This window comes from Micromonospora sp. CNZ303 (assembly GCF_004345505.1).
The window spans coordinates 1-22,690 of sequence record NZ_SLVT01000028.1; the positions used below are offsets into that span (position 1 = coordinate 1).

Consider the following 22,690-nt stretch of genomic DNA (forward strand, 5'->3'; position numbering starts at 1 on the left):
CAGAGCGGGAAGGTGTTGCAGATCGCGAGCGCGGAGGATGGCGCGGCGTTGACGCAGGAGTCGGCGGGTACGAACACGCGGCAGCATTTCGGGGTCGTGGATTCGGCGGACGGGTTCGTGCGGTTCGTCAACCGGCACAGCCGCAAGGCGTTGGACGTGTGGGAGTGGTCGACCGCGAACGGTGGTCGGATCTCCCAGTTCGCCGACCTCGACGGCGCCAACCAGCAGTGGCAGCTGGTCAAGCTCGGCTCTGGCGGCACCCCGTCGGTGCCGTACGGCAACGCGCCCGACGGGTTCGCCACCGGGGTGACCGGCGGGGCCGGCGGGCAGACCGTCACGGTGACCACCCAGGCGCAGCTCAACCAGTACGTCACCGCGTCGGCCCCCTACGTGATCCGGGTCGCCGGCACGATCAACATCAGCCCGAAGGGCACCGAGCTGCGGGTGGCGTCCAACAAGACGATCATCGGCGTGGGCACCAGCGGCCACATCGTCGGCGGCGGGTTCTTCCTCGGCTCCGGGGTCAACAACGTCATCATCCGCAACCTGACGATCCGGGACACCCTGATGCCGGACGACGACCCGGGCGACGACGCCTACGACTACGACGCCATCCAGATGGACACCGTCAACCGCGTCTGGATCGACCACAACCGGCTCCAGCGGATGAACGACGGCCTGCTGGACAGCCGTAAGGACAGCACCAACATCACCGTCTCCTGGAACCACTTCGCCGACAACAACAAGACCTTCGGCATCGGCTGGACCGAAAACGTCACGGCCCGGATGACCATCCACCACAACTGGTTCCAGAACACCAGGACCCGCAACCCCAGCGCGGACAACCTGGCCAACCTGCACATGTACAACAACTACCTGCAGAACTGCGCCTCGTACGGCAACTACGTGCGGGGCCTCACCAAGGCTGTCATCGAGAACAGCTACTACGAGAACGTCCGCAACCCGTACTACGTCGAGGCGGGCGAACTCGTCCAGCGGGGCAACGTCACGGTCAACAGCCCGTGGGACTCCGGCAAGGTCAAGTCCAAGGGCTCGGCGTTCAACCCGAGCAGCTTCTACCCGTACACCCTGCACAACGCCGCCGACATCCCGGCGATGTTGCGTACCCACGCCGGCCCGCAGGCCGGAATCGGTAACTGACCGACCCGCGGTGGCACCGGCCGATCGGATCGGCCGGTGCCACCGTCGCGTTCCGGCACGGTCGAAAAACGGCGTGAGCTGCGACGATACTCCCCGTATCTGTGGACAACCCGCGTGTCGTCCACAGGGGCCGGCGACCGCGACGCCCCCGCCGCAGGCTGCCAGCCATGACCCCGACCGACCGCCCCCGGCTCGCCGTCCGTTCCCCCGCCGACCTCATCGCCGCCGTGCCCTACCTGCTCGGCTTCCACCCGACCGACAGCGTCGTCGTGGTGGCGATGCGGGACCGCCGGATCACCTTCGCCGCCCGCGCGGACCTGCCCGACCTCGCCGACCCGCGCGACCCCGCCGGGCACCTCGCCGGCGTCATCGCCCGGCAGCACGCCGAGACCACCACGGTCCTCGGCTACGGCCCGGCGCCGCTGGTCACCCCGGCCGTCGACGCCGTGCGCGCCGCGCTCACCGCCGCCGGGCTCCCCGTGCTCGACGCCCTGCGCGTCACCGGGGGCCGCTACTGGTCGTACCTCTGCACCGAGCCGGCGTGCTGCCCGCCCGACGGCACCCCCTACGACGTCGGCGCCAGCGAGGTCAGCGCGGCGGCCGTCTTCGCCGGCCAGGTCGCGCTGCCCGACCGGGCCGCCCTGGTCGCGCAGGTCGCCCCGGTGACCGGTCACGCCCGTTCGGCCGTACGCCGGGCCACCGCACGCGCCGAGCGACGCCTCGCGGACCTGCTCGACCGCGCGCCCGCGACCGACCCGCGCGGCGAGCGGACGGTGCGGTCCGCAGGGGCGGCGGCGGTACGCAGCACGCTGCGCCGGCACCGGCGGGGTCAGCGGCTCACCGACGACGAGGTCGCCTGGCTGAGCGTGCTGCTGACCCACGTGCCCGTCCGCGACCACGCCTGGGAGCGCACCGACGGGCGCGACGAGGACATCGCCCTCTGGACCGACGTGCTGCGCCGGGCCGAGCCGGAGCTGATCGCCGTGCCGGCCACGCTGCTGGCGTTCGCGGCCTGGCGGGCGGGGCAGGGCGCGCTGGCGGCCGTGGCCCTGGAACGGGCGCTGGCCGAGCACCCCGGCCACTCGATGGCGCTGCTCCTCGACGACCTGCTGCGCCGGGGCGTGCCACCGTCGGAACTGGACGGCTGGCCTGCGGTGGGAACCCCCGGAGTGCTACGCCGCCGGCGCCGCCGACGCGGCCCCCGCTGACCCCCCGTCAGAGCATCCCGAGCGCGGCGCCGATGACGGCCTGAGCGGTACGGCTGAGCTCCTCACCCTTGGCGTCGGTTCCGGTGATCGAGTACTGCGTGCGGAAGCGGCCGTCGCGGGTGGCCGCCACGCCGGTCAGGTAGCCGAACCGGGAGCCCGTCTTGATCCACAGCACTTCGCCTCCGGGCAGCGGGAACGCGGTGAGCCCGGCGCTGTACCGGGCCCGACCACCGGCGATGTCGGGGACCCCGGGCAGGGTGAACATCTCGGCCAGCTGGGCCGGCGGCACGACCCGGCCGGCGAAGAGCGCGGCGACGAACGTGTCCAGGTCGGCGAGGCTGGAGATGACGTTGCCGGAGGCCGGGGTGAAGGTCTGGCTCCACGTCGTGGCGTCCACCAGTTCGGTGACCCCGTCGCGTACGACGGCCTGGTATCCGCGTGCGTGTGGACCGAGGATGCGCGGGTCGTCGCCGGGGGCGTACGTGTCCCGCAGGTGGAGCGGGCGGGCGATCCGCCGGTCCAGTTCCCGCGCGTACGGGTGGCCGGTGACCTTCTCCACCAGCAGGCCGGCGACGATGTAGCCCATGTTGGTGTAGTGCTGCTTCGTCCCGGGCTCGAACTCGCGGGGGTTGCGCAGGCCGAGTCGCACGATCTGCTCCGGGGTCCACCGGTCGTACCGGTGGGCGAGCTGCCACTCGATGCCGTCCGGCATGGTCGGGCTGGGGATGCCATTGGTGTGGTCAAGCAGCTGGCGGACGGTGACGGTCGGGTAGTCGGCGGGCAGCAGCCCGGGCAGGTGCCGCTGCACCGGGTCGGTCAGGTCGATGCGGCCCTCGGCGACCAGTTGCAGCACCAGCGCGGCGGTGAAGACCTTGGTGACGCTGCCGATCCGGAAGCGTGCGTGCGGCGGCACGGGGGCCTGACCGCGCAGGTCACGGACGCCGGTGGCGCCGGTCCAGCAGCCGTCCGGGGTGGTGATTCGCACCTGGGCGCTGGTGGCGTCGGAGTTGGGTAATCCGGCGATCGCCTGCCGGAGTGGGCCGGGGTCGAGACCGCCGGGGCGGCAGTCGGCGGCGGAGCGGACCGGGGGCGCGGCGGTGACCGCGCCGGGGGCCACGACGGTCAGCACGGTGGCGAGCGCCGTCGCCACGAGGGCGGTCCGGCTGTTCATGATTTTCATGACATCGAGCCTTGTCTCCCGGTGCCGGCCGGGGCATCGGGGAGATTCCCCTGGCGCACCCGGATCGGACGACCGGGGAGAACCCGGTCATCCGTCCTGTCACACCCCGCCGTCCTCGCGCGTGACCCGCTGCCGGTAGTCGCTCAGGGAGAGGCCGAGCACCGACCGGAACTCGTTGGCGAGGTGGGCGTGGTCGCTGTAGCCGAGGTCGGCGGCGACGGCGGCCAGGGTCGTGTCCGGGTCGGTACGCAGGCGCTCGGCCGCCTCCTGTAGCCGACGCCGACGGATCATCGTCGACGGCGGCAGCCCGACGTACCGTCCCGCGAGCCGCTGCAACGAGCGGGTGGACAGGCGCACGCGTACGGCGGCATCCTCGACCGTCCGGATCGCCGGATCCGTGTCGATCGCCTCGGCCATCGCGTTGGCCAGCAGCGCCTCGTCGTTCGGCGGTGGGATCGCCTCGCTGAGCCACCCCGCGAAGGCGTCGACGGCCCGGCGGTGCCGGGTCCGCCGATCGCCCGGCCCGGTCATCTCGCGGTGCACCCGCTCGTGCAGGACGGGCAGGTCCACGGCCTCGTAGCGGTCCCGCAGGGCCGCCGGGTCCGCGACCAGGTGGGGTACGGCCGCCGGCCGCAGCAGGGCGCCGACGGCCCAGCCCGTTCCGGTGAGGTCACGGTGCGAACTGCCGGTCGTCGGCCCGGAGATGCCGACCGCGTCCGGTTCGACGACGAGATTGCAGGCGGGAAAGGCGATCAGGTGCTGCCGGGAGGACCGCCCCGGCTGGATCTGCCACTCCGGGATCCAGAACCACCGCACCAACTGCCGCACCGCGTCCGGCGGCGGGAGCCGGTCGAACGTGGGCAGCCGCGCCGGGTAGAGGACACCCCGTGGGCTCGCCGCACCCGGGGCGGGCACCTGGCGCGAATCTTCAAGCCGGCCCACGCCCGCCGTTCCTACGATCGGTCACATGACTGCAACGACCCGAGCCGCCGACGGTGAGCACACCACGAACGGTACGCCGCACGGCGCCACCAGCCTGACTCCCTTCCTGGCGATCCCGGACGCGCGCGGCGCCATCGACTTCTACCGGGAGATCTTCGGTGCCCGGGTGGTCGACGTGACCGAGATGGGCGGAGTCGTGGCCCACGCCGTCCTCGACTTCGGCCACGGGCTGCTGCAACTCGGCGAGCCGATGCCCGACTACGGGCTCGTCGCGGCCCCCGAGGGGGACCAGGACTGCTACTCGATGGGCCTCTACTGCCCCGACGTGGACGCGGTCGTCGCCCGGGCCGAGGCCGCCGGCGCCGTGGTCCGCGAGGCGCCGTCCACGTTCGTGTCCGGCGACCGGTTCGCCAGCATCAGGGACCCCTTCGGCGTACGGTGGTCGGTCATGACCCGGGTGGAGGACCTCTCCGAGAAGGAGAGCGCGCGACGGGTCGCCGAATGGGCCGAGCAGCAGAACCAGGCGAGCTGACACGGGGCGACAGCGCCGGCCGTTCGCGTGATGTCCGGCCGTCCGCGGCTGCGTGGACGAAGGTCACTTCCCCAGCGTGCGTACCGCGGTCGAGGACACCGCGGCCAGTTCGGGCTGCGCAGGCAGGAACACCGTGGGGACACCGAGCGACTCGTTCATCGCGGCGAGCCGGTACTCGCTCTGCAGGTCGGTGGTGTTCCGCAAGCCGCGGACGATCACTCCTACCTCGTGGCGACGGCAGTAGGCGGAGGTCAACCCACTCCAGGCCGCAACGCTGACGGAGGTCCACCCGACCGGCAGAACGGCCCGGACGGCGGCCGCTCGCGCCTCTTCGTCGGTGCCCGGATTCTTGAGGCTGTTGATGGCGACGAGCACGACCACTTCGTCGAAGAGGCGGCGTGCCCGGTCCACCACATCCAGATGCCCGGGAGTGAAGGGATCGAAGCTGCCGGGGTAGACCGCCCGCACGCCTCTGCCGGTGCTCATGGCCCGACTGTAGGTATCGGCTGTCGGATCCGCTGGCCCCTCCCTGTGGGCAGTACGTCACACCCACAGGGACTCACCGTGCCCGGCGCAAGCCGCGACACCTGGGCCATGCCCTGAGCAGAATCGCTCGCTTCCCGATGGGCGCTGAGGGCAGGCTGTCGCAATGAGAGCTAGCTTCAGCGGTGAGGTGGCGACGTACTACGCGAGGCACCGGCGGGGTTACCCGCCCGAGGTGCTCGACGCCCTCGTCGGAGCGTTCGGCCTCAGCGCCGAGGACACGGTGGTCGATCTCGGCTGCGGCACCGGCCAGTTGAGCCTCCCGCTCGCCGCCCGGGCCGGGGCCGTCATCGGCGTGGACCCGGAGCCGGACATGCTGGTTCTGGCCCGCCAGGCCGCCCTCGACACCGCAACGGCCAACACCGTGTGGATGCTCGGCACCGACAACGACCTGCCCGCGCTGGGTCGGCTACTCGGCGAACGGACGATCGGCGCACTGACCGCCGCCGTCGCCATCCACTTCATGGACCGCGACGCGCTGTTCAGGGCCGCCCGGCCGCTGCTGCGTACCGGCGGCGGCGTCGCCGTCGTCACCAACGGAGCGCCGCTGTGGCTCCAGGACGCCGACTGGTCCAGGGCGCTGCGCGAATGCCTGGAACGGCTGCTCGGGCACCCCGTCACCGCTGCCTGCCAAACCGACGACGCCGGCCGCCTACGCAACCAGGACGCCCTCGTTCGCGCCGGCTACCGGTACGCGGAGTCGTCGGTGCAGTACGACGCACCGCTCACCGTCGATGACATGGTGGGCGGAGTCTTCTCCGCCCTGTCGGCGGACCGGCTGCCGTCCACGCAGGGACGAGCCACGTTTGCCGCAGAGGTGCGCGACGCCCTCGGCGGACGCGACGAGGTCACCGAGCGGGTCCGCGTCCGGCTCCAGTTCGGTACGCCCGACTGAAGCCGCACCTCGCCCAGCCAAGCCTTCCATCTCCACGGCCCGCCGGCATCGGAGCGCGCACCCCGGATGGTCAGGCCCGCTCGACCAACTCGACGACGAACGCGCGCCACGCCGGCACGTCATCAAACTGTGGGGAGCCGCCGGTCCAGCCAGGAGAGCAGGATCTGCGCGTACTGCGGGCTGATGCCGGCCAGGTTTTCGGCCTCGTGCAGGGTGGGCGCGTGGTCGCAGCCGGCCAGCCGGGCGATGGTCAGGTCTGCCGCAACGGCCGCCCGGCACCACACCGTCAGGCTCTCCTCGATCGGGATCCAGGCGTCGGTGTCGCCGTAGCAGAGCAACACCGGGCAGGTCAGCGCCGCGAACACCGGTTCCGGATCGAAGTCCATGTCGGCCCAGGCGCCGGGCTCCGGCACCTCGCGCGGCAGGAACGCCAGCGGGAACCAGGGCCGCTCGACGGCGGCGTCCAGCTCCGCCTGGGCGACCGTCCGGGACAGCCCGCCGCGAAGGTACGCCTCTGCGACCCCACGCAGCCGGTCCAGCTCGGCGAGGTCGGCATCGCCGTACCCGTGGCGGCGAAGTTGCTCGGCGGTGCCGTACCGCATCTGCCGGGCGGGGCTGACCCCGCTGCACCCGACGAGCACGAGGAGGTCGACCGGGTGGCGGCTGGCGGTCAGCGCCGCCGCCCAGGCCCCCTGGCTGAACCCCCACAGTCCGACCGGGACGTCACCGACCTGCCGGCGCAGCACGTCCAGGGCCGCCGCCGCATCGTCGGCCTGGGCGTTCATCGGCACGTCGCGTCCGTCGATCCGGGGGCGCCGGTCGTAGCGCAGCACCGCGATGCCGGCAGGCGGCAGCAGCCTGGCCAGGTGCTCATAGAGGAAGTACGACCGGTTGTCGGCGTGGGAGCCGTGCAGCACGGCGAGGGCGCCCCGGGCCGGCCCGGCCGGCAGGGTCAGGGTGGCGGGGAGTTGCTGCTCGCCGACGCTCAGCTCCATGCCGGGCAGTCAAGCACCGACCGGGCGTCTCCGTCTCGCCCGGTGAGGAGCTGGCGGCGCGCCGATGCGGTCCACCGTCAGGATCGGGCGGCCCTTGCGGCTCGCGTGGGACTGTCGAGCTGATGTCGCAGACGATTCACGCCATCTGGTGTCGCAGCGAACCAGGCATCGCCTGATGTCACAGACGACTCAGCTCGACAGCGTCGCGCGACCTGTTCGCCCGCGGGCGGGCTCCGCCACCGCCGCACGAGGCGCGGATCACCCGGTCAAGGCTGCGTGACGAGGCGCCAGCTCGACTGCCGGCGGTTACGAGCCGTCTCCTGCGCGGCGCTCGGGTTTGGCTGGGTGTCCGCGATCCTGCTCGCCCGCGCCGTGCCCGACGTGCGCTTCGGACGTCAGGCCCGCTCGGCCAGTTCGGCGACGAACGCGCGCCACGCCACCGGTGCGAAGGTGAGCGCCGGGCCGGCCGGGTCCTTCGAGTCGCGGACGGCGACGATGCCGGGAAGGTTGTCGGCGACCTCGACGCAGTTGCCGCCGTTCGAGCTGCTGCGGGTGCTCTTGCGCCACTGCGCGCCGGTCAGGTCAGCCATGATCTTGCCTTCCCAGAGCGGAGCAACGTCATTTGTGATGCGGGCCGGTGGCCTGATCGTCGAGGTAGCCGACGTCCTCCCCGTCGCTCGTCGTGGCGATGACGAACGGTCCGGCCTGCCCCGGGTGGAAGCCCGCGTTCAGCGGCAGGACATGCACCATGACGTTTGGTCGCGCCGCCATCTCACCCGGCCTACCTGGCGCTGCGCGGCCTGCGGGCACGGCGGGCACCGGCACGCTGGTCTCCGTCGAAAGATGTAGTGGACGTTCGTTCCGTAGGGCGAGTCGACAGGACCGACGCCGGCACAGAATGGGTTCCGTGCACATCTTGATCGCTAGCCCCGCATGAGCGTCGGGCTGCTGCTGTCGCTCGCCGGCCTGGCCCTGGTCGACAGCACGAGCATCGGCACGCTCTTCATTCCCGTCTGGCTGCTGCTCGCTCCCGGGCCGGTCAACGCCCGACGGATCCTCGTCTACCTCGGCACGATCGCCGTCTTCTACTTCGGCGTCGGGCTGCTGCTCGCCCTCGGCGGCAGCCGGCTGGCCGACGTCCTCGGCGGGGCGATGGACAACCGGCCGGTGCTCTGGGCGCAGCTCGTCCTCGGGGTCGGGCTGTTCCTGCTCAGCTTCCGCTACGACAGCAAGCGGCGTCCGCGCAGCGGCGGGGTGCTGCGTTGGCGGGACCGGGCCACCGCCGGCGACTCCTCGGCGCGGTGGCTGGTGGGGCTGGCGCTGCTCGCCGCGCTCGCGGAGGTGGCGACGATGCTGCCGTACCTCGGCGCGGTCGGCCTGCTGACCACCTCGGGGCTCGGCGCGGCCGAAATGGTGGGGCTGCTCGCCGGCTACTGCCTGGTCATGGTCCTGCCGGCGGTGCTGCTGTTGGCGGCCCGGATGGCGCTGCCGAGGCTGATCGAGCCGGTGCTGGCCCGGCTCAACGCCTGGATCATGCGAACCTCGGGCAGCATGCTCGGCTGGATCCTGGGCATCGCCGGCTTCCTGCTGGCCCGCGACGCCGCGTTCCGGTTGGGGCTGTTCGACACGTGGATCAGGTTGTGACCTGCTCGGCGGACCCGGTCGGTGAGGCGCAGCGCGACGGCGCGCGGCTCACCGACCGGGTCCGCGAGGGGGGGTCCGCCAGGCTCAGCGAGTGACGCGGGCCGTGTCGTCGATCTGCCCGTACTCGCAGGTTTCCTCGTTGCACAGTTCGGTGCCGCCGGTGAACAGTGCAACGCCGGTACGGAAGATGGCGCCGTCGTGCTGCGCGAGCACCCGTGCCGGCACCGCCTGCGGCTGGCCCGTGCACGAGAGGGGCGCCCAACCGGACCCGTACGCGATCCTGTCGCCCGAGCGCTGCCGGACGACCAGCTCGAAGGAGCCGGACATGCCGGCCGGGCACGTCACGGAGACGGTGACGTCCACGGCGACGCCCCGGGCGACCAGGGTCGCGGACGTGACGTCGGTGGTGCTCGCCGCGCTCGCCGGCGTTGCGCCCAGCAACACGAGCAGTGGCAGGCCGAGCAGTGCGGTGACGGTCCTGATGCGGCGCACGATCGTTCTCCTCTGTGACGAAGGTCGCTTACCGGCGTCAACCATAAGTCCTGTCAACACCCAAAGTGATCATCCGATTGCGCAGCATCATGCGACGGGGCGGTGACGTCGATCCGGTCCGGGCGGGCGTAGACGTTCATCGTGTCGCCGCGCAGGAAGCCGATCAGCGTCAGCCCAGCCTCCTCGGCCAGTTCCACCGCCAGGGTGCTCGGCGCGGAGACCGCCGCGAGCAGCGGCACCCCCGCCATCCACGCCTTCTGGGTCAGCTCGAAGCTCGCCCGCCCGGAGACCAGCAGGACGTGCCCGGCCAGCGGCAGCCGCCGCTCGCGGACCGCCCAGCCGACCACCTTGTCGACGGCGTTGTGCCGGCCCACGTCCTCGCGCAGCACCACCAGGTCGCCGTCGGCGGTGAACAGGCCCGCCGCGTGCAGGCCGCCCGTGCGGTCGAAGCCGCGCTGCGCCGCGCGCAGCCGGTCCGGCAGGGCGGTCAGGACCGCCGCCGACACGGTCAGCGGGTCGTCGCCCACCGCGAAGACCGATCGGGTACGCACGGCGTCGATGCTCGCCTTGCCGCACACCCCGCAGGAGCTGGTGGTGTAGAAGTTCCGGGCCGGATCGACGGCGGGTTCGGGCACGCCGGGCGCCAGCACCACGTCCACCACGTTGTACGTGTTGGGTGTCTCCGCGCCGGCGCAGAGCTGCGCGGTGCGTACGTCGTCGGCGGAGCGGATCAGCCCCTCGGTCAGCAGGAAACCGATCGCCAGGTCGAGGTCGTCGCCCGGCGTGCGCATGGTCACCGCGAGCGGCCGCCGCCGGCCGGGACCGGCCGCACCGACCCGGATCTCCAGCGGCTCCTCCACGGCGAGGCTGTCCTGCCGGCGTACCGAGGCGCGGCCCGTCGCCGCCGCGTCGAGGTCGATGCGGAGCACGCCGCGCCGGTCAGTCGCCCGTCCCATCCCGCCATCCTGCACCCCGGGGTCTGGGCGCCGCGCGGCGACGGCCCGTCCGTACCCGCGATGTACGCGGCCTGTACGCCGCCCGCCGTACGGTGTGACCGTCCGCAGGAGGAAGTCCGGAGAGGGTGGGGCCATGACCGTCAGGGTCGCTGTCGTGGACGACGGGTCGCTGACCTTCCGTGGCGTCGCCGACGCCCTCCTGCGGGCCCCCGGGGTGACCGTGGTCGGCGTGTTCCCCTCGGTCGAGCCGGTCGCCGCCCTGCGGGACGCGCTGCAGGTCGTCGTCGCCGACCGCTGCGCGGAGTCGAACGCCGGCCCGTGGTGGCCCGAGGGGCCGGCGTTCGTCGTCCTCGCGACGTGCCAGGACGTGGTACGGGTGCGGGCCGCCCTGGACGCGGGCGCGCTCGCCTATCTCGGGCGGGACGTCGACGAGGCCACCCTGCTGCGGGCGGTCCACGCCGTCGGGCGGGGCGACCTCTACCTCGACGGCGCGGCGCGGGTCGCCCTGCTGCCCGACGCCGTCGCCGACGTGGGCGACGGCGGACAGCCCATGCTGACGGCCCGGGAACGGGACGTGTTGCGGCTCGTCGCCGAGGGCCTCACCCACCAGCAGATCGCCCGCAGGCTCTGCCTGTCCAAGTCGACGGTCGACACATACACGCACCGCCTGCGACAGAAGACGGGCGCGGTGAACAAGGCGGGACTGACGCGGATCGCGATGGCGTTCGAGGCGAACCCCGCCGCCTAGGACCGGGCGGCCGGCACGTCAGCCCCGGGTCTGCACGAGGAACGAGTAGCCGATCCGCTTCGTGCCGTCCCAGTTGTACATCGGGTAGCACGGTCCCGGCGACGTCCACGAGCTGACGTACGCCGGCCGGGCCGCGTTGCACGCCTTGAGCGTGGGGTAGAGCGGGCTGTTGTAGGCCGCCTGGGCCGGGGCGGCCACGACCGCCACCGTGCCGGCCGTCATGGCGAGCGCCATCGCGCCGGTCGCCGCGAACTTCCTGGTGGTTGCTCTCATCGGTGCACTCCTCGTCTCTGCTGGGCACGGCAGACCCGGACCCGATCTGCCGTGCCCGTCCCCCGTCGAGCCCGTCGCTCGGGAGGGCCGCGCCACAGGACCAGGCTCCACCGGCGGCCGTCCACGATCACGTCCTACTTCTGTGTAGGCCGTCGCTCCACACGGGAGATCCTCGCAACCTCCCGTCAGACGCCTCGCGTCTCCCGACGAGGCGTCGGGCGGATACCGTGGCCCGGTGGACGCGTACGCGGCGGTGGTGCTGGCGGGCGGGGCCGCGCGCCGGATGGGGGGCGTCGACAAGCCCGCCCGGACGGTTGGCGGCCGGCCCATGCGGGACCGGGTGCTCGGCGCGGTCGCCGACGCCGCGCCGCGCATCCTGGTCGGGCCGGCCGGACCGGTGCCCGCCGGGGTGCGGGTGACCCGGGAGGAGCCGCCGGGCGGTGGCCCCGTCGCCGCCGCGGCGGCCGGGCTGGCCCTGCTCGACCCCGGTACGCCGGTGGTCGCCCTGCTCGCCGCCGACCTGCCCCTGCTCACCCGCGCGGCGGTCGGGGAGTTGCTCGGCCACCTCGACGCCGGTCACGACGGCGCCTGCTACGTCGACGGCGACGGGCGGCGGCAGACCCTCTGCGGCGTGTGGCGGGTGGCCCCGCTGCGCGCCGCCCTGGACCGCCTCGCCGCCGAGCGCGCCAGCGGGCCCACCGGCGGCGCCCTCGAACGCGCCGCCAGGCATGCCGGCGGCGCCCGCAAGCGCGTCGACCAGCCTCCCGACGGGTCCGCCGCGCCGCTGGCGGGGGCACCGATCAGGGCGCTGCTCGCCGGGCTGCGGGTGCGCGAGGTGCCGTGGGCCGGTGCCGGCCCGCCGCCCTGGTTCGACTGCGACACTGACGAGGACGTACGCCGGGCGGAGGAGTGGGCGCGATGACGGTCATGGACGACTGGGTGACGGCGGCCTGTGCCGAGCTGGACCTGGATCCCGCCCAGGTGCCGGTGCCGGCCGTGCTCGACCTGGCCAAGGACGTGGCGCACCAGGTGCTGCGGCCGGGCGCGCCCGTCACCGCGTACCTGCTGGGGCTGGCGGTCGGGCGGGGCGCGGACCCGGCCGGCGCCGCGGCCCGGCTCAGCGCGCTGGCCGCCGCCTGGCCGGTCGGGCTCGGCGCCGAACGCCCGGGCGGGACACCGGCCTGACCTCCGCTGTCCGATCACGGTCGGGCTGATTCGTCTCCCCCGTCGCGTGGGTAGGGTGACCGTGACGGACGGAGGCGATCATGACGGCGGACCACCCCTCGGCGTCGGGCGGCGACTCGCCCGGCACCCTGCCGGCGCACCACGAGCCGATCCTGCTCGACGAGCCCAGCACGGCCGACCTGCGGGCCAAGGTCACCCAGGCCTGGCACGAGTTCGCCCGGGCACTCGCCGAGCGGTTGGCGGCGCTGCCCACGGGCACGCACGTGGAGCTGACGCTCGACCCGACCGCCTCCGGCACCGGCGACGCGGTCTACTCGGTCAGCATCGACGTCGGCGAGGAGGGCCGGCTGGCCGCCCGCGCGGTCGGCAACGCCACCCTGCCGGACGGCTACCGGCTGGACCGGGCCGCCGTGGCGGACATGATCGCGCTCGGCTGGTCGCCGCCCGGCGTGGTGCCGGGCTCCGGCGAGCACTTCGGGCTGGACAGCGGCACCGCCGAGGCCACCCGGCTGGCCGCCCTGCTCACCCGGACGCTGCGCGACGTCTACGGCGCCCCGCACCCCGCCTTCCTCGTCTACCTCATCCACGACGCCGAGGGCGAAGCGCTGCCGGTGGAACCGCTGGGCACCGCGCGCAGCGAGTTCGGCCCCGACCGCAACGTGGAGGCCGACCTCGACGAGGCGCTCGCGGCGGCCGCCGCCGCCCAGGCGCCCGAGCACGACGCGGCCGCGCTCGCCGAGCAGGTCCGCACCGTCGTCTCGACCATGCTCAAGTCGGAGCCGGACCGGTTGCAGGTCGACTCCGACGGCGACATCAACATCCGCGCCGGTTCGGCGATGGTCTTCGTCCGGGTCCGCGACAACCCGCCGCTGGTGGACGTCTTCTCCCCGGTGCTGACCGAGGTCGAGCCGACCGAGCGGCTCTACGTGAAGCTCTCCGAGCTGACCAACCGGATGCCGATCGGCCGGCTCTACTGCGCCGACGACACCGTGTGGGCGTCCATCCCCGTCTTCGGCCGCAACTTCCAGGCCACCCACCTCATGCTCGCGGTCCAGGTGATGACCGGGCTCGCGGACGAGCTGGACGACCGCCTGCACGGCGAGTTCGGCGGGAAGCGGTTCTTCGGCGAGGGCGACAAGCCGGTCAAGCGGGACCAGGAGGAACACCGCACCGGCATGTACCTCTGATCCACGCCCCACCACGGCGGGCGGCGGGGTGCAGCCCGGACCGGTGGTGGCGGGTGGAGCCCGGAAACCCCGAGAAACCGGGCCCCACCCGCCGGGGAGGGAGGATCAGGTCACGGGGAGCCAGTCGAGGCTCCGGGCGGTGGTCGGATCGGTGGCCCGCAGGCCGGCGGCGGAGACGGTCCAGAGCACGTTCCCGACCAGCAGCGACCGCAGGACCGGGCTCGCCGGGCCGGTGTGGGAGACCGTGCCGACCTCGCCGATGTCGGTCCCGGTCACCCGCAGCAGGCGTACGTCGTCGCCGACCGGCAGCGCCACCAGGCCCGTCTCCGGGTGGTGCAGGAAGGCGTGCGTGTCGTGCTCCAGCGCGGAGTACGCCCTCGGCACGTGCCACTGGTCGAGCCGGCTCGGCCGGGCCGGGTCGCGTACGTCGAACAGCGAGACCTGGAGCCCCTGCGCCCGCCCCTGCCGGTCGGCCTCCTGGCCCACCCCGAGCAGCCGGCCCTCCGGCAGCGGGTGCAGGTACGCCGAGTAGCCGGTGATCTTCAGCTCCCCGGTGACCCGGGGCGCGGTCGGGTCGGTCAGGTCGACCGCGTAGAGCGGATCGGTCCGCCGGAACGTGACCACGTACGCGGAGCCGCCGAGGAAGCGCACGGAATAGATCCGCTCGCCCGGACCGAGGCCGGTGACCGCGCCCGTCCGGACCAGCGTGTCCCCGTCGGGACGCAGCACGTGGACGGCGGACTCCGAGTTCGGTCGGCTGCCCCAGGTGTCGCCCGTGGTCGTGGCCACCCGTAGGTGCCCCTGCCACTCGGAGAGGGCGTACTGGTTGATGAGCGACCCGGGCACCGAACCGGAGGCCACGTACCGGGGACGCCCGGGCGCGCCGGTGTCGAACCGGTGGATCTCGGTGACCTGCGGGTCCGGCCGCCGGACGTCCCCCCGGAACGAGCCGGGCCGGGGCGGCACCGGCCGTTCCCCGGCGAGGTAGAGGCTGCTCCCGGTGCCGTAGACGGTGGTGGCGTCGGCGGCGACGCTGACCGGGTCGCCGTCGCCGAGGCGGTCGCCGGCGAGGTCGAAGCTGAGCACGGTCAGCATCGACGTGCCGGACCAGGCGGGCGGCCGGCTCAACCGGTCGCAGCCGACCCGGCCGGTGTGCCGTTCCGCCCCGGCCGTCCACTCGTACGCCGGCAGCCACGCCTCCACCCCGGCCTCGGCGATCACCGCCCGGTTGGCGGCGGTCCGTGTCGCGTCGGTGCCCCGCTTCCCGCGCGGGAAGACCAGCCGGGGCTGGGTGCGGACGACCACCCGCGCGGTGGATCCGGTCTGCCGGGCGTCGACCAGGCTCCCGTCCATCCGGTACGTGCCGAGCACCCGCGGCGCGCCTGCGAGGTCGACCAGGATCAGGCGCGGTACGTCGCTGCGCCGTACGTCGCTGCGCCGTACGTCGCTGCGCCGTACGTCGCTGAGCGGCATCGCGCGGGTTGCCGGCATCCGGCCCGCGCCCACCTGGGCCAGCACCAGCGCTCGGTCGCCGTGCAGCAGCAGGGTCGTCTGCCGCCCCCACCGCAGCTCCGGCAGTGCACCGGTGAGGTCGAGGCGGCCGGTCTCCCGCCGGGCGGCCGGGTCCACCACCCGCAGCGTGCCCCCGGTGACGGTCACGATCCGTCGCCCGTCGGTCTTGACCAGGTCCGGTTCGTCCGCGCCCGGCTCGTGGACGTTCGTCGTTGAGTGCTCCGGGGCGGCCTGGGCGGAGAGCGTCCGTGCGTCGGACGCGGCCTTGGGCACGGCGCCGAGATCGAAGGCGATGCGCTGGCCGCCGCCGAAGCCCCACGGACCGACGGACGCGCCGGCGGCGGCGCGCAGCCCGGCCAGCGCGTCGGCGCAGGATTCGTAGGAGACCAGCCGAGGCGCGGCGGTCGGCTGGCCCGGCACCGGCAGGTCGGTGGGCACCGACGGGAGGGCGCTTCCGCCGAGCAGCGTGAGCGCGGCCAGCGTGCCGACCGCGAAAATGTGGGCTCGCCGTGTCATGGCCGGTTCGACGCGCCCGTCGGACGCGCGGTTCCGACCCCGACTCCACCTTCCACGCCGTTTCCGCCACGCCATGCCGATCGCCGTACCGTGTCGGCCGCCGGGCCGGGTCGGGTGCCGGGGGTGGTCAGCGGGGCGAGGGGCCGACGCCGGGGGAGTCCACGAGCCGGGAGAGCACGATGGTGCTCCGGGTCGACGTCACGAAGGACTCGGCCCGCAGCCGCTCCAGCGCCGCCTCCAGGTGCCCGATGTCGGCAGCCCGCAGGTGTACGAGGGCGTCGGCCTCGCCCGAGACGGTGTACGCGCCGACCACCTCCGGGTGCCGGCGGGTGGCGACCCCGATCTGGGCCGGGGTGGTCCGACCGGCGCAGAACAGCTCGACGAACGCCTCGGTGGTCCAGCCGACGGCGGCGGGGTCGACGACGGCGGTGAAGCCCCGGATCACGCCGGCCGCCCGCAGCCGGTCCACCCGCCGTTTGACCGCCGGAGCGGAGAGCGACACCCGCTGACCGATGTCGGCGTACGAGGCGCGGGCGTCCGCGACGAGCAACGCAATGATCCGCTGGTCCACGTCATCTATCTGCAACGTTCCGCCTCTGGGAAGCAACGGTTGTGGCTGTTACCAAAGTTCGAGGGTACCTACCCTTGGTCATCGTGAACCAGCAGCGAGTCGCGCGAAAGCGGACATATCTCATGTGCTCGCCCGAGCACTTCGCGGTCGAGTACGCGATCAATCCGTGGATGGACGTGACCACCCCGGTCGACTCGCAGCTAGCGGTCAAGCAGTGGGACCGGCTGCGGGAGACCCTGGTCGGTCTCGGCCACGAGGTGCACCTGCTGACCCCCGAGCAGGGCCTGCCCGACATGGTCTACGCGGCCAACGGGGCGTTCGTGGTCGACGGCACGGTCTACGGCGCGCAGTTCAAGCACGAGCAGCGGGCCGCCGAGGCCGCCGCGCACCGGGCGTTCTACGAGTCGCAGGGCTGGCGGTTCATCGCGCCGATCGAGACCAACGAGGGCGAGGGCGACTTCGCGTACCTGCCGGAGGCGCACGGTGGGCTGATCCTCGCCGGGCACGGCTTCCGCACCGAGCTGCCGGCGCACGCCGAGGCGCAGGAGGCCCTCGGCCGGCCCGTGGTGTCGCTGCGCCTGGTAGACCCGCGCTTCTACCACCTGGACGTCGCGCTCGCCTCGATCGACGACGAGAACGTCGTCTACTACCCGGGCGCCTTCTCCGCCGCCAGCCAGCGGGTGCTCACGCAGCTCTTCCCCGACGCGGTGGTCGCCGACGCCGAGGACGCCCTGGCCTTCGGCCTCAACCTGGTCAGCGACGGGCTCAACGTCGTGCTGAACAGCGAGGCGACCCGCCTGGCCGGGAAGCTGAAGGCGGCCGGCTACCACCCGGCCCCGGTCGAGCTGGCCGAGCTGAAGAAGGGCGGCGGCAGCGTGAAGTGCTGCATCGCCGAACTCCGCCCCTGACCCGCCGCTCCGCTGCCCCACCGCCACCGGACGCGTGGGGGTGGGGCGCGGTGGTGGTTCAGCCGAGCGTGGCCAGCTCGGTCACCAGGACGTTGGAGAGCACCTGGCCGTCGAGCTGGACCTCGCGCAGGTACCACCTCTGCTGCGGCGTACGGGGCTGGTTGAACTGCCACACCCCGCGCGGGCTGTCGATCTGGCCGATCTTGCCGAGGGCCAGGTTGACCTGCTGCGGGGTGGGCGACCCGCCGGCGATCCGGATCGCCTGGTCGAGCACCTGCGCGGCGTCGTACGAGGCCATCGCGTAGGTGGTCGGCGAGGTGCCGTGCTTCTTGCGGTACGCCGAGGCGAACCGGCGGTTGGCCGTGTTGTTCAGGTCGGACGAGTAGTTGAGCGCCGTCTGGATGCCCAGCGCGTCCTCGGCCTTGACGCTGCTCAGCACGGCGCCCTCGGTGAGGAAGCCGGGGGCGTAGACCTTGCCGGTGAACCCCTCGATGCGCAGCTGCTTGATGAACTCGACGGCGGCCGGCCCGGCGAAGAAGCAGAACACCGCCGTCGGGTTGCGGCCCAGCGCCTTGCGGATGTCGGCCCGGTACGCGGACTTCGACGGGTTGGTGAAGACCTCCGTCGAGACCACCGCGTCCTTGATCCGGGGGTCGGACTCGCCGAACTCCTGCCGGAAGCCCCGCACCACGTCCTGGCTGCCGACGCTGTCCGGCGCGATGATCGCCAGCCGTGCCGACGACTCCAGCTGTTCGCGCAGGTAGCGGCCCAGCGCCCGGCCGGCCTCGTCGAGCACGTACGACGTCCGCCAGATGTAGACGACGCTCTGGAGGCTGGACGGCGAGGCGTTGGAACCGATCAGGGGCACCCGGGCCTGTTCGACGGTGTCCCGGATGCCGGACATGACGTTCGCGTCGACCACACCGGTGAGGGCGAGCACGCCCTGCTTCAGCAGCCCCTCGACGGCAGCCTTGCCGGTCTTGACGCTCTCGCCCTCGTCGGCGGTGAGCAGGGTGGTGGGGTGCCCGCCCAGCAGCTTGTCGTTGAGCTCGAGGAAGAGCTGGAAGCCGTTGGTGATCTCGTCGCCGATCGCCTTGAGGCCGCCGCTGGTCGGCGCCACGAGGCCGATCTTGATCGGGCTTCCCGTGCCCGCCGCCTCGCCGTCGGCGTCGTCGGTGCCGCACCCGGCGACCAGTCCGGCCGTACCGAGAGCGGCCAGCAGTTGGAGGGCCCGCCTGCGGTTCATCTGCGACACCGAGTTCCTTCCGGGGAGCGTTGCAGGGCGGATCACGCCCCCTCGGCGTTCTACCCGGTCAGCGACGCTGCGTCAATGCTTAGCGATCTTTCCGCAGCGATCGGAAAGCAGCCGTGATCTGTGGCCACGCGGCGGACTCCGGATCGATGAGCCCGAAATGCTCGCATTCTGGCAGCTCAACGAGGTGGACGTCGCCGCCTGCCGCCCGGCCGGCGGCGGCGAACTCCCGACTCATCCGGACCGGAACGTGCTCATCGAGTGAGCCATGCGCGACTACTGTCCGTGTCGGAATGGGTACCAATGAACGTGGATCCGCCGCCGCGTACCGCTCGGGGTGGTCCGCCGGGCCGCCGCCCAGCAGCGCGGCCACCGCGCCCTCGTCCAGATCCAGCCGGTACGCCTCCGCGAGGTTCGACACCGGGGCCAGCGCCAGCACGCCGCCGACGGCGTCCGGGGCGGTTGCCGCCACGTACAACGCCAGGTGTCCCCCCGCCGAGTGGCCCACCAGCAGCGGCGGCCCGGCGGCGACCCGGCCGGGCAGCGCCTCGGCCGCGAGCCGGGGCAGCTCCGTCACTCCGGTCAGCACGTCGGTCAGCGTCGCGGGCCAGCCGCCACCCGGCTGCCCCGTCCGGCGGTACTCCACCTGCGCCACCGGGTGGCCCAGCCCGGCCAGCGCGGCGGCCAGCGGGTCGGTGTGCCGCCGGTCGTACTCGACCCGCCAGAAGCCGCCGTGCACCACGACGACCAGCAGCCGGGCCGGGCCCGACCCGGCCGGGACGCGCAGGTCGGCGAGCTGGTCCGGGTGGTCGCCGTAGGAGACGGTGACGTCGGGGGCCGGAGCGGGCCGGCTGAGCACGTCGCGGGGGTCGGCGGGCATGGCGCGACCGTAGCGCGGATCACGCGCGGATCCGCCGTCGGGATCGGTCCCCGGGCGCATGGGCGCTCGCGGCTGGGTAAAGATGGGTCCCATGACCGAAGCGCACTCCGCTGGACAGAACGACGAGCCGGGCCAGGATGGCACCGGTCACTCCGGAACGGTGGTGGTGGTCGGCCCGGACGGGCGGCCCGTCGGCACCGTGCAGACCGACGAGGCACACGGCGAGGACCCGACCCGACTGGTCGAGCAGCCGGCCAAGGTGATGCGGATCGGCAGCATGATCAAGCAGCTGCTCGAGGAGGTCAAGGCCGCCCCGCTCGACGACGCCAGCCGGCACCGGATGCGGGAGATCCACCAGCGGTCGATCGTCGAGCTGAAGGAGGGGCTCGCCCCCGAGCTGCGCGAGGAGCTGGAGCGCATCTCGCTGCCCTTCACCGAGGAGAAGGCGCCCAGCGAGGGCGAGCTGCGCATCGCGCACGCCCAGCTCGTCGGCTGGCTGGAGGGCCTGTTCCACGGCATCCAGGCGGCTCTGGTCGCCCAGCAGATGGCCGCCCGGGTGCAGCTGGAGCAGATGCGCTCCGGCCGGCAGGCGCTGCCCAGCGGCCCCGGCGCCGGCATGCTGCCGGGCATGCCGGGGATGGGCCAGCCGCCGCAGGGCGGCGAGGGGCACAGCACCGGCCAGTACCTCTGACCGCGCGGCCGGCCGGGGACGCCGGCCGGCCGCTCACCCCACCCCGAAGACCTTCTCCAGGTACGCCGCCACGCCGTCCGCCGAGTTCGCCGCCGTGACCTCGTCGGCGATCTCCAGGACGGCGCGGTGCGCGTTCGCCACCGCCACTCCCCGCCCGGCCCAGGTCAGCATCGGCACGTCGTTCGGCATGTCGCCGAAGGCGAGCACGTCCCGGGCGTCGATGCCGAGCCGCGCGCAGTACCACGCCAGCCCGGCCGCCTTGGTCACGCCGGCGGCGGAGATCTCCACCAGCCCCGAGTACGACGAGTGGGTCGCCTCGGCCAGCCCTTCGAGGGCGGCGGCCACCAGCGCGACGAACGCGTCCGGATCCTGCTCGGCGGACCGGGCCAACAGCTTCACCGCCGGTGCCGCCAGCAGCTCCTCGGGAGTCTCGACCGCCCGGATCGCGTCGTGGTCGGCGTCCCAGCGCAGCGGGTAGTGCGCCTCGTGCCGCATCTGCCGGCTGTCGACGATCTCCACCGCGAAGCTGACCTCGGGCACCTCGGCGCGCAGCCGCCGGGCCACCTCGGCGAGCAGTTGCGGGGCGAGCGGATCAGCCCGCAGCACCTCGTCCGCGACCGGGTCGTAGACCACCGCGCCGTTGGCGCAGATCGCCGGCAGCGGCTCGGCGAGCTGCTCGTACACCATCTTGAGCCACCGGATGGGACGGCCGGTGACCAGCACGACCGGCGTGCCCCGCGCGGACAGCCGGGCCAGCACCTCGGCGGTGTGCGGGCTGAGCGTGCGGTCGTCCCGGAGCAGGGTGCCGTCGATGTCGGTGGCGATGAGCCGTGGTGCCTCTCCCATCAGCGGGACAGTAGCCGATCGAGGTACACCGCCACCCCGTCGTCGTCGTTGCGCAGGGTCACCTCGTCCGCGGCGGCGCGGACCACCGGGTGGGCGTTGGAGACCGCGACCCGGGCCCAGCCGGCCCACTCGAACATCGGCAGGTCGTTGGGCATGTCGCCGAAGACCAGGACCTCGGCCGGGTCGACGCCGAGGCGCTGCGCCACCACGGTCAGCCCGGTGGACTTGTCGACGCCCGGCGGGCAGATCTCGACGAAGCCCAGCCCCGCCTGGGTGAGCGTGGCGACCTCCGGCGGGACGATCTGCCGGGCGACCGCGAGCAGTTCGTCGACGTGGTGGTCGGCGGTCCGGACGAACGCCTTGATCACGTCGCACGAGAGGCACTCGGCGCGGCTGCGCGCCTCGAACTCGTGCTGGTAGGGCCAGCTCGGGTGGTAGTCGCCCCAGAGCGGGGCGCCGTGCTCGTCCGACGCCTCGACCATCACGGTCAGCGGCCCGACGGCCGCCTCCAGGTCGGCCAGCAGCGTGGTCAGCACCTCGGCGGAGAGGCGCTCGTCGCGCAGCACCACCGGCCCGGCCGGGTCGCTCTGGTCGACGACCCGGCCGCCGCCGGCCATCACCAGGAAGTCCGCGGCCCGGATGTCGTTGCGGGTCATTCCGGCCAGCCTCGGCCCGCGACCGGTGGCGCCGACCACCGGGATACCGGCGGCCCGCACCCGGTCGAGCACCGCGTGGGTGTACGCCGAGACGGTGTCGTCGCTGCGGACGAGCGTCCCGTCGAGATCCGTGGCGATCAGCTTGGGCAGGCCCGGGCGGGTCATCGTTCCTCCTTCGCCCGCCGCCGTCGCAGCCAGCCGTCTCGGTCCTCGGTGCCTCGACCCTGAGTGACGGCGGGCAGCAAACGTACCTCGCGGAACGGGCCCCCACCATGGCGTTGCGGCGAATGCCGTGCCAACGGTCGACGGCCCGCCGGTGTCCCCGTCCGGGACCCTGCCGTGGGCCGTAGGGTGGGACGGATGGGAGAGCGGGACTGGCCGGTGGCGGAGGCCGTCGACACCGAGCGGCTGCTGCTGGAGCCGCTCCGCGTCGACCACGCCGAGGAACTCGCCCCCCTCCTGGACGACCCGGCCCTGCACGGGTACATCGGGGGCAGCCCGGCCACCTTGGAGCAGCTCCGGGAGCGGTACCGCCGGCAGACGGTCGGGCGGTCGCCGGACGGCCGGGAGGGCTGGCTCAACTGGGTCGTCCGGCACCGGGACAGCGGCGACGCGGTCGGCACCGTGCAGGCCACCGTGCGGCTCGACGGTGACCGGCCGGTCGCCGAGCTGGCCTGGGTCGTCCTGACGCCGTACCAGGGCCGCGGCTACGCCGGCGAGGCCGCCGCCGGCCTGGTCGGCTGGCTGGCGGAGCGCGACATCCGGGCGCTGGTCGCGCACGTGCACCCAGACCACCGGGCCTCGGCCCGGGTGGCCGAGCGGCTCGGCCTGCGGGCCACCGACGAGCGAGCGGACGGCGAGGTCCGCTGGGTGGCTCCCTGAGGGACGCCACCTTCGGCGATCGGGTACGGGCGAGG

Annotated in this window: 26 protein-coding genes and 1 pseudogene; 12 read left to right on the top strand and 15 right to left on the bottom strand. The window is 73.3% G+C overall.

The features are described 5' to 3' along the window. Positions 1 to 1,161 (top strand): pectate lyase family protein (locus tag EV374_RS29755; protein ID WP_132240479.1); only part of this gene is annotated, 1,161 nt, incomplete at its 5' end. Between the two features lie 167 nt (positions 1,162 to 1,328). Beyond that, positions 1,329 to 2,369: a DUF4192 domain-containing protein gene (locus tag EV374_RS29760; RefSeq protein WP_132240480.1), complete on the top strand. Its 1,041-nt coding sequence runs from the start codon at positions 1,329 to 1,331 to the stop codon at positions 2,367 to 2,369. Positions 2,370 to 2,376: 7 nt separating this feature from the next. Here EV374_RS29760 and EV374_RS29765 read toward each other — a convergent pair whose 3' ends face one another. Both EV374_RS29765 and EV374_RS29770 read right to left on the bottom strand, forming a co-directional pair. Next, on the bottom strand, positions 2,377 to 3,540 hold the full coding sequence (locus EV374_RS29765; RefSeq protein ID WP_132240481.1) for a serine hydrolase domain-containing protein: 1,164 nt from the start codon (positions 3,538 to 3,540) through the stop codon (positions 2,377 to 2,379). A 108-nt stretch (positions 3,541 to 3,648) separates the two neighbouring features. After that, the gene (locus tag EV374_RS29770) at positions 3,649 to 4,413 is read right to left on the bottom strand and encodes an AraC family transcriptional regulator (protein ID WP_486486042.1); all 765 of its coding nucleotides are present in this window, start codon (positions 4,411 to 4,413) and stop codon (positions 3,649 to 3,651) included. A 103-nt stretch (positions 4,414 to 4,516) separates the two neighbouring features. On the opposite strand from EV374_RS29770, the gene EV374_RS29775 reads away from it, so the two are divergent. Beyond that, entirely contained in the window at positions 4,517 to 5,023 is a 507-nt protein-coding gene (locus EV374_RS29775) for a VOC family protein (RefSeq protein WP_132240483.1), read from the top strand. Positions 5,024 to 5,086: 63 nt separating this feature from the next. Here the strand turns inward: EV374_RS29775 and coaD are convergent, their stop codons facing one another. Then, positions 5,087 to 5,509: a pantetheine-phosphate adenylyltransferase gene (gene coaD / locus EV374_RS29780; RefSeq protein ID WP_132240484.1), complete on the bottom strand. Its 423-nt coding sequence runs from the start codon at positions 5,507 to 5,509 to the stop codon at positions 5,087 to 5,089. 163 nt (positions 5,510 to 5,672) lie between these two features. Here coaD and EV374_RS29785 point away from each other — a divergent pair, with 163 nt between their 5' ends. Beyond that, positions 5,673 to 6,461: a class I SAM-dependent methyltransferase gene (locus EV374_RS29785; RefSeq protein WP_132240485.1), complete on the top strand. Its 789-nt coding sequence runs from the start codon at positions 5,673 to 5,675 to the stop codon at positions 6,459 to 6,461. 122 nt (positions 6,462 to 6,583) lie between these two features. On the opposite strand, the gene EV374_RS29790 is transcribed toward EV374_RS29785, so the two are convergent. From EV374_RS29790 to EV374_RS29800, 3 genes and pseudogenes are all read right to left on the bottom strand, one after another. Next, entirely contained in the window at positions 6,584 to 7,456 is an 873-nt protein-coding gene (locus tag EV374_RS29790; protein WP_132240486.1) for an alpha/beta fold hydrolase, read from the bottom strand. Between the two features lie 395 nt (positions 7,457 to 7,851). Further along, a complete protein-coding gene (locus EV374_RS29795) occupies positions 7,852 to 8,046 on the bottom strand; it encodes a DUF397 domain-containing protein (protein ID WP_132240556.1) in 195 nt (64 codons plus the stop codon). A 12-nt stretch (positions 8,047 to 8,058) separates the two neighbouring features. Next, positions 8,059 to 8,227, bottom strand: a pseudogene (locus tag EV374_RS29800) (Scr1 family TA system antitoxin-like transcriptional regulator); the annotation flags it as partial. Between the two features lie 162 nt (positions 8,228 to 8,389). Between EV374_RS29800 and EV374_RS29805 the strand changes: the two are divergent. Then, positions 8,390 to 9,100: a GAP family protein gene (locus EV374_RS29805; RefSeq protein ID WP_132240487.1), complete on the top strand. Its 711-nt coding sequence runs from the start codon at positions 8,390 to 8,392 to the stop codon at positions 9,098 to 9,100. 84 nt (positions 9,101 to 9,184) lie between these two features. Here EV374_RS29805 and EV374_RS29810 read toward each other — a convergent pair whose 3' ends face one another. Both EV374_RS29810 and fdhD read right to left on the bottom strand, forming a co-directional pair. Next, positions 9,185 to 9,592: a hypothetical protein gene (locus tag EV374_RS29810; RefSeq protein WP_132240488.1), complete on the bottom strand. Its 408-nt coding sequence runs from the start codon at positions 9,590 to 9,592 to the stop codon at positions 9,185 to 9,187. 53 nt (positions 9,593 to 9,645) lie between these two features. After that, positions 9,646 to 10,548 carry a formate dehydrogenase accessory sulfurtransferase FdhD gene (gene fdhD / locus EV374_RS29815; protein ID WP_132240489.1) on the bottom strand — a complete coding sequence of 301 codons (903 nt, stop codon included), beginning with the start codon at positions 10,546 to 10,548 and terminating at the stop codon, positions 9,646 to 9,648. 133 nt (positions 10,549 to 10,681) lie between these two features. On the opposite strand from fdhD, the gene EV374_RS29820 reads away from it, so the two are divergent. Beyond that, positions 10,682 to 11,296, top strand: a complete 615-nt coding sequence (locus EV374_RS29820) for a response regulator transcription factor (RefSeq protein WP_132240490.1) — start codon at positions 10,682 to 10,684, stop codon at positions 11,294 to 11,296. An 18-nt stretch (positions 11,297 to 11,314) separates the two neighbouring features. On the opposite strand, the gene EV374_RS29825 is transcribed toward EV374_RS29820, so the two are convergent. Further along, positions 11,315 to 11,569, bottom strand: coding sequence for a hypothetical protein (locus EV374_RS29825; protein WP_132240491.1), 255 nt, complete (start codon positions 11,567 to 11,569; stop codon positions 11,315 to 11,317). A gap of 235 nt (positions 11,570 to 11,804) precedes the next feature. On the opposite strand from EV374_RS29825, the gene mobA reads away from it, so the two are divergent. The 3 genes from mobA (at position 11,805) to EV374_RS29840 (ending at position 13,941) form a co-directional block, all read left to right on the top strand. Beyond that, a complete protein-coding gene (gene mobA / locus EV374_RS29830) occupies positions 11,805 to 12,491 on the top strand; it encodes an NTP transferase domain-containing protein (protein WP_132240492.1) in 687 nt (228 codons plus the stop codon). Then, positions 12,488 to 12,754: a DUF6457 domain-containing protein gene (locus tag EV374_RS29835; RefSeq protein WP_132240493.1), complete on the top strand. Its 267-nt coding sequence runs from the start codon at positions 12,488 to 12,490 to the stop codon at positions 12,752 to 12,754. The genes mobA and EV374_RS29835 overlap by 4 nt, the downstream gene beginning before the upstream one ends. 80 nt (positions 12,755 to 12,834) lie before the next feature. Then, positions 12,835 to 13,941, top strand: coding sequence for a T3SS (YopN, CesT) and YbjN peptide-binding chaperone 1 (locus EV374_RS29840; protein WP_132240494.1), 1,107 nt, complete (start codon positions 12,835 to 12,837; stop codon positions 13,939 to 13,941). Positions 13,942 to 14,046: 105 nt separating this feature from the next. Here the strand turns inward: EV374_RS29840 and EV374_RS29845 are convergent, their stop codons facing one another. Next, entirely contained in the window at positions 14,047 to 15,969 is a 1,923-nt protein-coding gene (locus EV374_RS29845; RefSeq protein WP_132240495.1) for a beta-propeller domain-containing protein, read from the bottom strand. Positions 15,970 to 16,096: 127 nt separating this feature from the next. Further along, on the bottom strand, positions 16,097 to 16,555 hold the full coding sequence (locus tag EV374_RS29850) for an Lrp/AsnC family transcriptional regulator (RefSeq protein ID WP_132240496.1): 459 nt from the start codon (positions 16,553 to 16,555) through the stop codon (positions 16,097 to 16,099). 59 nt (positions 16,556 to 16,614) lie between these two features. Here EV374_RS29850 and ddaH point away from each other — a divergent pair, with 59 nt between their 5' ends. Next, positions 16,615 to 17,448, top strand: a complete 834-nt coding sequence (ddaH, locus tag EV374_RS29855) for an amidinotransferase domain-containing protein (protein WP_486486036.1) — start codon at positions 16,615 to 16,617, stop codon at positions 17,446 to 17,448. Positions 17,449 to 17,506: 58 nt separating this feature from the next. On the opposite strand, the gene EV374_RS29860 is transcribed toward ddaH, so the two are convergent. Both EV374_RS29860 and EV374_RS29865 read right to left on the bottom strand, forming a co-directional pair. Continuing rightward, entirely contained in the window at positions 17,507 to 18,703 is a 1,197-nt protein-coding gene (locus EV374_RS29860) for an ABC transporter substrate-binding protein (RefSeq protein WP_132240497.1), read from the bottom strand. 79 nt (positions 18,704 to 18,782) lie between these two features. Next, entirely contained in the window at positions 18,783 to 19,580 is a 798-nt protein-coding gene (locus tag EV374_RS29865) for an alpha/beta hydrolase (RefSeq protein WP_132240498.1), read from the bottom strand. 82 nt (positions 19,581 to 19,662) lie between these two features. On the opposite strand from EV374_RS29865, the gene EV374_RS29870 reads away from it, so the two are divergent. Further along, entirely contained in the window at positions 19,663 to 20,271 is a 609-nt protein-coding gene (locus EV374_RS29870; RefSeq protein ID WP_132240499.1) for a bacterial proteasome activator family protein, read from the top strand. Positions 20,272 to 20,304: 33 nt separating this feature from the next. Here EV374_RS29870 and EV374_RS29875 read toward each other — a convergent pair whose 3' ends face one another. Beyond that, positions 20,305 to 21,117 (bottom strand): HAD family hydrolase, encoded by an 813-nt coding sequence (locus tag EV374_RS29875; RefSeq protein WP_132240500.1) that lies wholly within the window; start codon positions 21,115 to 21,117, stop codon positions 20,305 to 20,307. Next, positions 21,117 to 21,938 (bottom strand): HAD family hydrolase, encoded by an 822-nt coding sequence (locus EV374_RS29880; protein WP_132240501.1) that lies wholly within the window; start codon positions 21,936 to 21,938, stop codon positions 21,117 to 21,119. Before EV374_RS29880 ends, EV374_RS29875 begins: the two co-directional genes overlap by 1 nt. Positions 21,939 to 22,133: 195 nt before the next feature. On the opposite strand from EV374_RS29880, the gene EV374_RS29885 reads away from it, so the two are divergent. Next, positions 22,134 to 22,655 (top strand): GNAT family N-acetyltransferase, encoded by a 522-nt coding sequence (locus tag EV374_RS29885; RefSeq protein ID WP_132240502.1) that lies wholly within the window; start codon positions 22,134 to 22,136, stop codon positions 22,653 to 22,655. Positions 22,656 to 22,690 lie beyond the last annotated feature (35 nt).

Bases quoted from the DNA above. Each gene is read 5' to 3' on its own strand.
- coaD (WP_132240484.1), bottom strand. From the start codon at position 5,509: ATGAGCACCGGCAGAGGCGTGCGGGCGGTCTACCCCGGCAGCTTCGAT.
- EV374_RS29840 (WP_132240494.1), top strand. From the start codon at position 12,835: ATGACGGCGGACCACCCCTCGGCGTCGGGCGGCGACTCGCCCGGCACC.
- EV374_RS29885 (WP_132240502.1), top strand. From the start codon at position 22,134: ATGGGAGAGCGGGACTGGCCGGTGGCGGAGGCCGTCGACACCGAGCGG.
- EV374_RS29870 (WP_132240499.1), top strand. From the start codon at position 19,663: ATGGGTCCCATGACCGAAGCGCACTCCGCTGGACAGAACGACGAGCCG.
- EV374_RS29765 (WP_132240481.1), bottom strand. From the start codon at position 3,540: ATGAACAGCCGGACCGCCCTCGTGGCGACGGCGCTCGCCACCGTGCTG.
- EV374_RS29875 (WP_132240500.1), bottom strand. From the start codon at position 21,117: ATGGGAGAGGCACCACGGCTCATCGCCACCGACATCGACGGCACCCTG.
- EV374_RS29825 (WP_132240491.1), bottom strand. From the start codon at position 11,569: ATGAGAGCAACCACCAGGAAGTTCGCGGCGACCGGCGCGATGGCGCTC.
- EV374_RS29785 (WP_132240485.1), top strand. From the start codon at position 5,673: ATGAGAGCTAGCTTCAGCGGTGAGGTGGCGACGTACTACGCGAGGCAC.
- EV374_RS29880 (WP_132240501.1), bottom strand. From the start codon at position 21,938: ATGACCCGCCCGGGCCTGCCCAAGCTGATCGCCACGGATCTCGACGGG.
- EV374_RS29845 (WP_132240495.1), bottom strand. From the start codon at position 15,969: ATGACACGGCGAGCCCACATTTTCGCGGTCGGCACGCTGGCCGCGCTC.
- EV374_RS29775 (WP_132240483.1), top strand. From the start codon at position 4,517: ATGACTGCAACGACCCGAGCCGCCGACGGTGAGCACACCACGAACGGT.
- EV374_RS29835 (WP_132240493.1), top strand. From the start codon at position 12,488: ATGACGGTCATGGACGACTGGGTGACGGCGGCCTGTGCCGAGCTGGAC.
- EV374_RS29820 (WP_132240490.1), top strand. From the start codon at position 10,682: ATGACCGTCAGGGTCGCTGTCGTGGACGACGGGTCGCTGACCTTCCGT.
- EV374_RS29805 (WP_132240487.1), top strand. From the start codon at position 8,390: ATGAGCGTCGGGCTGCTGCTGTCGCTCGCCGGCCTGGCCCTGGTCGAC.
- EV374_RS29790 (WP_132240486.1), bottom strand. From the start codon at position 7,456: ATGGAGCTGAGCGTCGGCGAGCAGCAACTCCCCGCCACCCTGACCCTG.
- fdhD (WP_132240489.1), bottom strand. From the start codon at position 10,548: ATGGGACGGGCGACTGACCGGCGCGGCGTGCTCCGCATCGACCTCGAC.
- EV374_RS29760 (WP_132240480.1), top strand. From the start codon at position 1,329: ATGACCCCGACCGACCGCCCCCGGCTCGCCGTCCGTTCCCCCGCCGAC.
- EV374_RS29865 (WP_132240498.1), bottom strand. From the start codon at position 19,580: ATGCCCGCCGACCCCCGCGACGTGCTCAGCCGGCCCGCTCCGGCCCCC.
- EV374_RS29795 (WP_132240556.1), bottom strand. From the start codon at position 8,046: ATGGCTGACCTGACCGGCGCGCAGTGGCGCAAGAGCACCCGCAGCAGC.